At 64.7% G+C, this 10,707-nt stretch carries 9 protein-coding genes and 1 tRNA gene; 2 read left to right on the forward strand and 8 right to left on the reverse strand.

What is annotated here, in order from left to right; genetic code table 11:
- Positions 1-45 precede the first annotated feature (45 nt).
- The 4 genes from DH08_RS24780 to DH08_RS24795 all read right to left on the reverse strand — a co-directional run bounded on the left by DH08_RS24780 (position 46) and on the right by DH08_RS24795 (position 6,580).
- Entirely contained in the window at positions 46-3,399 is a 3,354-nt protein-coding gene (locus DH08_RS24780; RefSeq protein ID WP_192181791.1) for an error-prone DNA polymerase, read from the reverse strand.
- A complete protein-coding gene (locus DH08_RS24785; protein ID WP_192181799.1) occupies positions 3,396-4,865 on the reverse strand; it encodes a DUF6504 family protein in 1,470 nt (489 codons plus the stop codon). Before DH08_RS24785 ends, DH08_RS24780 begins: the two co-directional genes overlap by 4 nt.
- On the reverse strand, positions 4,807-5,838 hold the full coding sequence (locus tag DH08_RS24790; protein ID WP_192181792.1) for an ImuA family protein: 1,032 nt from the start codon (positions 5,836-5,838) through the stop codon (positions 4,807-4,809). Before DH08_RS24790 ends, DH08_RS24785 begins: the two co-directional genes overlap by 59 nt.
- Before the next feature lie 109 nt (positions 5,839-5,947).
- On the reverse strand, positions 5,948-6,580 hold the full coding sequence (locus DH08_RS24795) for a LysE family translocator (RefSeq protein ID WP_192181793.1): 633 nt from the start codon (positions 6,578-6,580) through the stop codon (positions 5,948-5,950).
- 477 nt (positions 6,581-7,057) lie between these two features.
- Here DH08_RS24795 and DH08_RS24800 point away from each other — a divergent pair, with 477 nt between their 5' ends.
- Positions 7,058-7,480: a metallopeptidase family protein gene (locus DH08_RS24800; RefSeq protein ID WP_006202736.1), complete on the forward strand. Its 423-nt coding sequence runs from the start codon at positions 7,058-7,060 to the stop codon at positions 7,478-7,480.
- Between the two features lie 46 nt (positions 7,481-7,526).
- Here DH08_RS24800 and DH08_RS24805 read toward each other — a convergent pair whose 3' ends face one another.
- The 4 genes from DH08_RS24805 to DH08_RS24820 all read right to left on the reverse strand — a co-directional run bounded on the left by DH08_RS24805 (position 7,527) and on the right by DH08_RS24820 (position 10,280).
- Positions 7,527-7,769, reverse strand: a complete 243-nt coding sequence (locus DH08_RS24805; protein ID WP_065518149.1) for a Trm112 family protein — start codon at positions 7,767-7,769, stop codon at positions 7,527-7,529.
- A gap of 82 nt (positions 7,770-7,851) precedes the next feature.
- Entirely contained in the window at positions 7,852-8,523 is a 672-nt protein-coding gene (locus DH08_RS24810; RefSeq protein ID WP_192181794.1) for an LON peptidase substrate-binding domain-containing protein, read from the reverse strand.
- A 181-nt stretch (positions 8,524-8,704) separates the two neighbouring features.
- Positions 8,705-9,697, reverse strand: a complete 993-nt coding sequence (gene trxA, locus DH08_RS24815; protein ID WP_192181795.1) for a thioredoxin — start codon at positions 9,695-9,697, stop codon at positions 8,705-8,707.
- Positions 9,698-9,782: 85 nt separating this feature from the next.
- The gene (locus DH08_RS24820; RefSeq protein WP_192181796.1) at positions 9,783-10,280 is read right to left on the reverse strand and encodes a prolyl-tRNA synthetase associated domain-containing protein; all 498 of its coding nucleotides are present in this window, start codon (positions 10,278-10,280) and stop codon (positions 9,783-9,785) included.
- A gap of 213 nt (positions 10,281-10,493) precedes the next feature.
- On the opposite strand from DH08_RS24820, the gene DH08_RS24825 reads away from it, so the two are divergent.
- Positions 10,494-10,568: transfer RNA gene (locus DH08_RS24825), tRNA-Gly, on the forward strand.
- Positions 10,569-10,707: the final 139 nt, after the last annotated feature.

Raw genomic sequence — 10,707 nt, forward strand, 5'->3', positions numbered from 1 at the left:
AGGTCGCGAGACCTTGGGTCGTGCCCGCGAGGCGTGGGACATGCTCTACTGAAAATTCCGTCCCTTGGGCATGACGCTTTCGGCCTTGCCCGACAAGGTTGCGATGTCCTGTCCGGCTGGCATGTTGCGAGTAGCGGGCGGGCTGGAGCGATCCGGATTCACCGGTCTCGCCGGGTCGCTCTTCGGATCGGAGCCTGGCTGGCCAGCGGCCTCCTCCAGCAATGCTGACAGCCAGGGCGTCAGATCCTCGACCTTCTCCGCGACGATATGGATAACACCTGATTCCGACTGCAGTTTGCCGGTGACGCGGATGAAGCGCGCGCCCATGACGATGGGCCGGAAGCGGGTGAAGGTCCTTTCCCAGAAAATGATGTTGGCGACCGAATGCTCGTCCTCCAGCGTCAGGAAAATGGCGTTGCCCTTGCCGGGGCGCTGGCGCACCAGGACGAGGCCGGCGACGGACACCCGCCTGCCATCCCGGACGGACGGGAGGCGCGCATTCGGCGTGACGCCGGTGCGGTCCAGCCGCTCGCGCAGGAAGGCCACCGGATGCGCCTTAAGCGACAGGCCGAGCGAGCGGTAGTCATGGATGACATGCTCGCCGAGCGGCATTGTGGGCAGCCTCGTCTCGGGCTCCAGCTCGCGCAGGCGGATATGCTTCTGGTCGAACAGCGGCAGTTTTTCGGCCGCGCTCTTGCCGTCCAGCGCCCGCACTGCCCACAAGGCGGCGCGGCGGTCGAGGCCGATCGAGCGGAAGGCGTCGGCCTGTGCCAGTTTCTCGATCTCGTCGACATCGAGGCCGGAGCGCAGCCAGACATCCCTGACGGTCTCATAGCCGGAACCGCGCCAGTCGACGAACTGCTTCATGCGATCCTCGGACAGGCCCTTGATCTGGCGAAAGCCGAGCCGCACGGCATGGTGGGTGCGGATGACGCCGCGCATTTCGGCATGGCGTGAGAGGATGCGGGCGGGATCGAAAGAGGAGTCCTCCAGAGTGCAGTCCCAGATGGAGAAATTGATATCGACGTCGCGAACCTCGACGCCATGGTCGCTTGCGTCGCGGACGAGCTGGGCCGGTTGGTAAAAACCCATTGGCTGGGAATTCAGGATCGCGGCGCAGAACACGTCGGGATAGAAGGTCTTGAACCAGCAGGAGGCGTAGACCAGCAGCGCGAAGGATGCGGCATGGCTTTCGGGAAAGCCATATTCGCCAAAGCCCTCGATCTGCTTGAAACAGCGCTCGGCGAAGGCCTTTTCGTAGCCCCTGCCGACCATGCCGTCGATCATGCGCTGGCGATAATTGCCGATCGTGCCGGTGCGCTTGAAGGTGGCCATGGCGCGGCGCAATTCGTCGGCCTCGCCCGGCCGGAAGCCGCCGGCGACGATGGCGATCTTCATCGCCTGCTCCTGGAACAGCGGCACGCCCAGCGTCTTGCCGAGGATCTTCTCCAGTTCTGGCTTCGGATATTCAGGCTTTTCCTTGCCTTGCCGGCGACGCAGATAGGGATGAACCATGTCGCCCTGGATCGGGCCGGGTCGCACGATCGCCACTTCGATGACGAGGTCGTAGAACTTTTCTGGCCTGAGCCGCGGCAGCATCGACATCTGGGCGCGCGATTCGATCTGGAAGACGCCGAGCGTGTCGGCGCGGCAGATCATGTCGTAGACGTCCTTGTGCTCGGGCGGGAGAGTGGCCAGCACATAGGGTTGGCCATACGGGTCCCGCGCGTCCGGGTAATGATGCGTGAGCAAGGTGAAGGCGCGCTTCAGGCAGGTCAGCATGCCGAGCGCCAGCACGTCGACCTTGAGGATCTTCACCGCATCAAGGTCGTCCTTGTCCCATTCGACCATCTTGCGCTCCTCCATCGCCGTCTTGACGATGGGCACGATCTCGTCCAGCCGGTCGCGGGTGATGACGAAGCCGCCGACATGCTGGGAGAGATGGCGGGGAAAGCCCATGATCTCGTTGGCGTGCTCGATCACCTGCCTGGCCAGCGGGTCGCTGCGGTCGATGCCGCCGGCGCTCGCCTCCTTCTCGCCGAGCTCCGAGGTCGACCAGCCCCAGATCGAGCTGGACAATGCACTGCGGACGTCCTCCGACAGGCCCATCGCCTTGGCCACCTCGCGCAGCGCCGAACGGCCGCGATAGCTGATGACGGCGGCGGCCAAAGCGGTGCGCTTGGCGCTGTATTTTTCGTAGATGTACTGGATGACGATTTCGCGCTTCTCATGCTCGAAATCGACGTCGATGTCGGGCGGCTCGTTTCTTTCCTCGGAGATGAAACGTTCGAACAGCGTGTCGATGCGGTCCGGTCCGACTTCGGTGATGCCGATGCAGAAGCAGACGATGGAATTGGCGGCCGAGCCGCGCCCCTGGCAGAGGATGTCCTGGTTGCGGGCAAACTTGACGATGTCGTACACGGTCAAAAAGTAGCGCGCGTAGTTCAGCCGCTCGATCAGGGCGAGCTCTTCCTCGATGCGCTGCGTTACTGAAGCAGGGACGCCCGCCGGGTAGCGCGTGGCGGCCCCCTCCCTGGCCAATCGTTCGAGCTCGGCCTGCGGCCCAAGACCCGATTCCGTCGGCTCGTCGGGGTAATTGTATTGGAGGTCATTCAGCGAGAAGCTCAGTTCCCCGGCAAAGCGCAGCGTCTCCGCCAGCGCCTGCGGATGCCTGCGGAAAAGCCGGGCCATCTCGAGCGACGGCTTCAGATGGCGCTCGGCATTTGCCGTCAATTCCAGCCCGACTTCGGCGACGGGTGTGTTGAGGCGGATCGCCGTCAGCACGTCCTGCAACGAGCGGCGTTCGGCGCTATGGTAGAGAACATCGTTGGTCGCCATCAGTGGCACGCCGGTCATGTCAGCCATGCTTGCGGCCTGCTCGATGCGGAAACGGTCGTTGCCTCGATAATCCGGCGCAACGGCAAGCCGAAGCGCTTTGCCGAACCTATCCTTGAGCCGGCTAACCAAGGCAAGGCTGTCTTCGGCGCCCGTCTGCAGGTCGGGGAGGACCGCCAGCGACATGAGGTCGCCCCATTCGAGAAGATCGCTCAGGCTGAGCAGCGTCGCGCCCTTCTCGTTTTCGTCGCGCAGATTGGCCTGCGTCAGCATGCGGCACAGATGCCCCCAGCCCTTGCGGTCCTGCGGATAGGCGAGGATGTCGGGCGTGCTGTCGCCAAAGACCAGGCGACAGCCGGGATGATAGGCAAGTCTTTCGACCTTGGCCTGCTGCCAGGCGCGCACGACGCCAGCCACCGTGTTGCGGTCGGCCAGCCCGATCGCGGAAAAGCCGAGGTACTTTGCCGCCACCACCAGTTCCTCCGGCTTCGAGGCGCCGCGCAGGAAGGAGAAATTCGACTGGATGCCGAACTCGGCATAGGGAATGGCGGCCAGCGCGTTCATGCGAAAACCCCGTGCATGAACCAGCGCGGCGGCACCTCGGAAGCGCCGTAGAGACCCTGGCGGTAAAGCCAGTAGCGGCGGCCGTCGCTGTCCTCGATGCGGAAATAATCGCGGGTCGGCGCCTCTTCCTCGCCGGGCTGCCGGCGCCACCATTCAGGCGCGATGCGCTCCGGCCCTTCGGCGCGCGCGACGCGATAGAGAGCGCGCCGCCAGCGGAAATTCATCGGCGGTCCCTCCGGCATTTCGGTGGCCGGCACCTCGATCGGCTCGGGCGAACGGAACAGCCGGATCGGCCGCTCCGGCGGAAAGACGGTCGCCGGCGGGGTGTTACGCTGCCTCGGCGGTGCGCGCCTTTGCGGCACCTCGGAGAAGGGGACGGTGGTGACGGCGCGTTCCGGCAGATGGCTCTCGACGACGACCGGCTTCAGCACCGCGGCTTCGCCGAGGCGGGCGCGGATGCGGTCGGCGAACAGCGCGATGTCGGCGTCGCTGTCCTCCGCCTCGCCGGCAAGGTCGGCCTGCTGCATGTCGAAGGCGGCGGCCGACAACACCGAGAGGCGCACCAGGTCGAAGCCGTAACCGGCATCGATGTCCTGCTCCAGCGCGGCAAGCCTTTCATGGAACAGTTTTTGGATCAGCACGGGCTCGCGCAGGGGACGCGACGTGCCGACAGCGATGCGGCTGACGGCGCCGTCGACGCGGAACAGCAGCAGCGCCAGCATCCTGGCGCCCTCGCCACGACGTTCGAGATCGCTCTTCAGCGCCCGCGCCAAAAGGCTCACCAGCCGCTCTATGTCGGCGGTCAGCATGATGGGTTCGGAGAGGTGGCGTTCGACCGACAGCGGCGCCACCGGCAGGCGCGGCGACACCGCCTCGTCGAGGCGGCCAAGCGCCTGGTCGAGGCGCAACAGCAGCGTGGCGCCGAAGCGGCGGGCAAGCGGGGCGCGCGGGGCCGCCATCACCGCGCCCGCTGTGCGCAGGCCGACGCTTTCCAGGCTGGCGCGGATCTCGGGCTCGATGCGGAGTGCCGCCAGCGGCAGGGGTGCGAGAAGCCCTTCCTCCTCGCCGCCGGCAACGATGCGGTCGCCGCAAAAGCGCGCCGCCGCCCAGGCGGCACCGGGCGTCGCGGCCAGTCCGGCGCGGACATCAAAACCCTGATGGAAAAAGCGCGACAGGATCTCGTCCAGCATCGTGCGTTCGCCGCCGAACAGATGGGTGCAGCCGGTGACATCGAGAAACAGGCCGTCGGCACCGTCGATCGCCACCAGCGGCGTGTAGCGGTCGCACCAGTCGGCGAGGCCTTCGAGCAGGCGGCGATCGGCCTCCGGATCGGCTTCGACGATATCGATCGAAGGATGCATGGCGCGCGCATCGGCTATGCCCATGCCGCGCTTCAGGTGCAGCGCCTCAGCCCGCTCGTCGAGGGCTGATATGCGCTGGGCGTTGCGGTCGCGATGGCTGATCACCAGCGGCAAATGATCCGACGGCCGGGAACGCCAGGACCGCCCCAGACGCTGGCGCAGGATGCGTTCGGCGGCCAGATGCGGGAACCACAGCGACAGGATTCGTTGCCCGTTCTCTTTCCTCAAAAGCGTGTTCATCGGGGTTCCACTCCAGTGTGAATTGACCGGGCAGGGCGGTGCGGCTCTTGCCGATGCTGACGGTGAAGGCGGGGCGGCCGATCGAGCCGGCGAGCGGCCCGGCAATCGTGTCGCGGCTGGCCGCGGGGGCGGCCGACACGATGAGGCGCACGGGCGCGGCCGTCGGCTCAGCCTCGCCGGCCTGGCGCAGCAGGAAGACCGGCCGGCCGGCGTTTTGCGCCCGCGCGTGCAGACGCCTTGTCGCGGTGAGGTCGAGCCGCTGCGGGCTGCCGCGGATTTCGAGGATGACGGCGGCGAGCGCCGTCATCCGGGCGGCCTCCTCGGCGATCCACAGCGCATCGACAAGTTTTGGTGCCTCGGAAAACAGAAGCTGTTCCGGTTCGATGCCGAACAGGCCATGCAGCCCCCTGGCATAGGGAAAGCCGGCCTCGCGAAAAATCTCCGATGTGCCAATCCAGAGAACCGGCAAATGCGGCTCTTGCCTGAGGATCAGGCTGGTGAGCGACAGCGCAAAGCCGGCGACGGCCCCGGCGTCGCGGGTTTCCGTGCCGTGGATTTCGCTCAGTGCCGCCTTCGGCAGACCGCCGCTGAGCGCTGCATCGAGACGCTCGACACCGGTACGCAAAAACGCATCTGGCGAGGCCACGGCAATGCCGCGCCGGAGAATTGTGATCTCGGGCGTGCGTTCGGGCGCGATACCGCCATCATCGGTGTCAGCGCGCGCGCCAGGCTGCACGGCGGCCGGCGCCGCCAGGCGCTCGGGCAGCGTTCCCTCGATCTTCGCGATCTGGCGGCGCAGGGCAAAAACGGTCTCCCGCGCCACGGCGGTCATCGCCATGACGGTCAACTTTCAGCAGCATTGTTCCTGTTATGTTCCTATAGATTCCAGAGGGTGCTAAAAGAGTCAAGCGGAGTCATGGGGAATTTATTCCTCTGCGGTAACGCGCTTAGCGTTGGCCACCGAAGGCCAACCGTGCCGCAAGCCCTGCAAATACGGTTCCCAGCAACAGCTGGGGCGCCCGCTGAAACCGCGTGCGCCTCGACAGTGCCGCACCGATCCGGCTCGCGGTCAGGATGACCAGGCCATTGACCATCAGCCCGATCAGATTGAGGACGGTCGCCAGCACCAGGATCTGCGCCGCCACGGAACCCGCCTGCGGCTGCACGAACTGCGGGAAAAGCGCCAGCACGAACAGCGCCATCTTCGGGTTGAGCAAATTGGTGAACAATCCTTGCCGGAAGATGCGGCCCTGCGAATAGCGCGGCAGGCCGGCGACCGGTGCAAGTACTGCTCCATCGGAGCTGAAGGCTTTCCAGGCAAGGTATGCCAGATAGGCCGCTCCGGCATAACGGACGATGTCGTAAGCGATGGGAGCGGCGAGGAACAGTTGCGACAGGCCGAAGGCGGCGGCCAGCGCATGGCAATAAGTGCCGGCGGCGATGCCGGCATAGGTCGCCAGGCCCGCCGCGCGTCCCTGGCTGGCGCTGCGGGATGCGATCAGCAGCATGTCCGGCCCCGGCGTCGCGGTCAAAGCGAGGCAAGCGATTGCGAAAAGTCCAATGGTGGAAAGGTCCGGCATGAGAGCTCCTGTTACATGGCCGGAACTGACCCGTACGCGATTCCCCCGGAGGCAGTAAATGTCTTGAAACGGGAATTGCCGTTAGGGTCTGAGCTATCGACCCAACAGCTTTCGGGCTACCCCAAAACCCAGCCAGACAATAACGACGCCTATGGTTGCGCCGACAAGCATCCGAAGGATGCTAACCAACTCGGAATTCTTACCGAGATAACTGGTCAAGACCACCAGCGCCAAAAGGAGCAGTCCGGCAAATGCTCCGCAAATTGCAGCGCTCCTGAGGAAGGGGCTTCTAGGCGGCATCCTGAACACTCGACTGTTGATATGGACCGCGCGGTCCCGACTTCGGTGCAATGGCGTCCATCAAATCGTAAAGGTGATCCATAGACCAGAGCGTCTTGGATAAGACACTACCGAATTGCCGCGTTCATTTGCCGATTCCGGCTTGAAAGCCTATATGCCGGGATCAAAGGACAAAGCATGGCCCGCATCTACAAGACCCGCACCTGGCACGACCAGCTTTCGCCGTCGATGGAGGAGATGGAGTTCCTGGCGCTGGAGGCCTACGCCCATCTGCCGGAGGAATTCCGCAAGCTGACCGGCGAGATCGTCATCCAGATCGCCGACTTCCCGACCGACGAGATCATGGACGATCTGTCGCTGGAAACGCCGTTCGACCTGCTCGGCCTGTTCGAGGGCCGCGGCATCGCCGAGCGCTGGAACCCGCAGACCGGCGAGGGCCCGAACCGCGTCACGCTCTACCGCCGCGCCATCCTCGACTACTGGGCCGAAAACGAGGAGACGCTGGGCGACATCGTCACCCATGTGCTGATCCACGAGATCGGCCACCATTTCGGCCTGTCGGACGACGATATGGAGCGGATCGAAGAGGCGGCCGAATAAAGCCCCGCACCCTCGTCAACATTCGCTGGCTTCCACCCTGTGCGGCTCAGGACGGTCCGCTCAGGCGCGGCGGCGCGGGGGGCAGCACATCATCGGCGGAAATCGTCCGTGCCTCCGAGGGCAGCATGATCGGGATGCCGTCGCGCACCGGATAGGCGAGCTTTGCCACCCTGGAGATCAATTCGCCGCGCTCCGGATCCCAGGCCAGCGGCCCCTTGGTCAACGGGCAGGCCAGCAGCTCCAGCAGCTTCGGATCGACCTTCTTTTCCTCACGCCCGTCCGCCGCCATCGTGTCCTCATCTCAGCAAGTTGGAGGCCCAGTATGTGTTGAGATCAAGATCAGGCCGGCATCACCTGAATATCGACACATCCTACTGCAGGCTCGAGCCAAAGTCCTCATTCTCGCGCGCCAGCGCCATCTCGGTGATGGCGATCAGCGTTTCGGCGCGCGTCTTCAAATCCGCCGCCTCGAGCAGCGCCTGTTTTTCCGCCGGTCCGTAGGGCGCCATCATCGACAGCGCGTTGACCAGCATGGCGTTTTCGGCGCGGCTGACGCTTTCCCAGTCGGCCTCCAGATCATTGGCCTGCAGATAGGCGCGAAACGCCTTGAGCAGCGACGGCCTGTCGACCTCGCCCCCGACCTTGTCCTCGTCGAGATCGGTCAGAAAGGGGGCGATCCGGCACTGTCGAAACGGCGTCTTGGCGGCGGTTTCATGCGCAATGCGGAAGCGGCATACGCCCTGCAGCGAGATCAGGTAGCGGCCGTCGCCACTCTCGGCCAGCGAGATGATGCGCCCGGCGCAGCCGACATTGCACAGCTCCGGCTCGCCGTCGTCGCGCAAGGCGCCATCGAGGCTGGGCTGGATGATGCCGATCAGCCGCGATCCGGCGATAGCCTCGTCCACCATCTGCAGATAGCGCGGTTCGAAGATGTTGAGCGGCATACGGCCACCGGGCAGAAGCAGCGCACCGGCAAGCGGAAACACGGGGATCGTCGACGGCAGATCCGCGCCACGCCGGTAGTGCGCATTTCCCACCTGCACGTCAGTCCTCCCTTCGCCTCGCCAGTCCCAGAGCGGTTCACCGTTTCACGCAAACGCAGAACCGCTCTATCCACGCAATTCCGGACGGAAAACCGCTACGCACTTTTCCTGGAATTGCTCTAATCTGGCGCGCCGGCCGCCGGCCGCAAGCCCACCAGGCAAAAACAGCTGGCAAAGCGCCTCAGGAAAACAGCAGTGACGACAATTTGCGCCGCGCCGCGAGCGTCGCCTCGTCGGTCATGCCCCAGGCTTCGAAGAATTTCAGCAGCTGCGCCTTGGCGCCGTCATTGTTCCAGGTCCGGTCGGCCTTGATGATCGCCAAAAGATTGTCGGCCGCCTGCGTGCGCTCGCCCTTGGCGTTCTGGATCATGGCGAGGTCGAACCGTGCCTGATGATCGTCCGGATTTGCGGCCAGGCGCCGCTCGAACTCGTCCGGATTGCCGAGCGAGGCCGCCTGCGCGGCCAGCGCCATTTTGGTGCGCAGCGCGGCAAGCGCCGGCGCATCCTTCTTGGCTTCCGGCGCGCGGGCCAGGATGGCTTCCGCGCCTTGCGCATCGCCGGCCTCGAACAGAAGCTCGCCCAGCCCGGCGATCGCCTCGATCGTCTCCGGCGCCTGCTCCAGCACAGCATCATAAATATCGGCCGCGGTCTGGATGTCGCCGGCCTCGCGCGCTTCCGCAGCCGCGGCAAGCGCCTCGGCCACTTGCGGGGCGCCGCCAGCCTTGCCGCCGATCTTCTTGATGAACTCGCCGATCTGGCTCTCGGGAATGGCGCCCATGAAGCCGTCCACGGGCTGGCCGTCCTTGAAGGCGATGACCGCCGGTATCGACTGGATGCCGAGCTGGCCGGCGACCGAGGGGTGCTCGTCGATGTTCATCTTGACCAGCTTGACCGCACCGCCGGCGGCCTTGACCGCCTTTTCCAGCAGCGGCGTCAGCTGCTTGCACGGGCCGCACCAGGGCGCCCAGAAATCGACCAGAACCGGCTGCCTGCGCGATTCCTGGACGACATCTACGGCAAAGCCGGCCGTCGTCGTATCCTTGATGACGTCCGCCGGCGCCTGGCCAAGCGCGGCTTTCGCGCGCTCTGCGTCAGTGCCGCCATATTGCACTGTCGTGGCGTACTGGCCGGCATTGCTGCCGAATTGGCCGCCGAACGGATTGTTGTCGCTCATGTCGTCGCCCTTCTGGTCGCGCCGCCCACCAGCGGAGGGGCGCAACGTCCTTCCTAGAGATCAGTTTTCGCCATCCATGTGGCGATCATGCCGAGACTTTCAAGATAACAGCATCGTGTCCGGTTGCCTCGACGAATTTGACGAGATCGGCGGCAGCTATCGAGGTCGTCGCCTCATTGGTCAGCGGATGGGCGTTGATGACATCATGCCCCATCAGCTCCTGGTCGAGCACCACCTTGACCCGCCGCTCGGTGTCGTTGATCAGCCCGAAAACCGTGACCGCGCCCGGCGTGACCCCGAGAAGCTCCATCAGCATCTCAGGCTTGCCGAAGGAGACCCGGCTGGCGGCGCCGATCAGCTGGTGGATCTGCTTGAGGTCGACCACAGCCTCCTCGCCGACGCTGACCAGGAAGAAATTGTCCTTCTTGTCCTTGAGGAACAGGTTCTTGGTGTGGCCGCCGGGGATCTCGCCGCGCAGGGCCTGCGAATCGGCGACCGTATAGAGCGGCGGGTGCCGCCGCGTCGAGACAGTGATGCCGAGGTCGGCGAGAAAGGCGAAAAGCTCGGCTTCGGTCTTCGGCATCGGTCTTCTCTTCATCTCCAGCAGGGCCATGCCGTTTACGGCCAATGCTACCTCCCGGCAAGGCCGTCCCTGGAACGGACCGGCGAATCCTCGGTACCGCAAAACGGAGTCGGTCGCACTTGAGAGCTAGGCCAAAAAGCTCGTCATTTCCCTGTTGCAATCGCCGCGCTCTTCAGCCATATAGGCGCGGCTTGCGGCCCTAAAGCCGCGCGAGCGGGTGTAGCTCAGGGGTAGAGCACAACCTTGCCAAGGTTGGGGTCGAGCGTTCGAATCGCTTCACCCGCTCCAGTTTCCTTACGGGGATCAAGCACATACGAAAAGGCCGGATCAATCCGGCCTTTTTCGTTTTCAGGGGCAACGCCGCACTAGGCTGAATCGACATTCATCGCATCCATAACATGGCGCAGGCGAGTTGGATGAAGCTGAG

The organism is Mesorhizobium amorphae (assembly GCF_014843845.1).
Lineage (GTDB): Bacteria > Pseudomonadota > Alphaproteobacteria > Rhizobiales > Rhizobiaceae > Mesorhizobium > Mesorhizobium amorphae_A.

Bases quoted from the DNA above. Each gene is read 5' to 3' on its own strand.
- DH08_RS24805 (WP_065518149.1), bottom strand. From the start codon at position 7,769: ATGGCGGCGGACGGGCGTGAGGAAAAGAAGGTCGATCCGAAGCTGCTG.
- trxA (WP_192181795.1), bottom strand. From the start codon at position 9,697: ATGAGCGACAACAATCCGTTCGGCGGCCAATTCGGCAGCAATGCCGGC.
- DH08_RS24790 (WP_192181792.1), bottom strand. From the start codon at position 5,838: ATGGCGATGACCGCCGTGGCGCGGGAGACCGTTTTTGCCCTGCGCCGC.
- DH08_RS24800 (WP_006202736.1), top strand. From the start codon at position 7,058: ATGGCCCGCATCTACAAGACCCGCACCTGGCACGACCAGCTTTCGCCG.
- DH08_RS24820 (WP_192181796.1), bottom strand. From the start codon at position 10,280: ATGCCGAAGACCGAAGCCGAGCTTTTCGCCTTTCTCGCCGACCTCGGC.
- DH08_RS24780 (WP_192181791.1), bottom strand. From the start codon at position 3,399: ATGAACGCGCTGGCCGCCATTCCCTATGCCGAGTTCGGCATCCAGTCG.
- DH08_RS24795 (WP_192181793.1), bottom strand. From the start codon at position 6,580: ATGCCGGACCTTTCCACCATTGGACTTTTCGCAATCGCTTGCCTCGCT.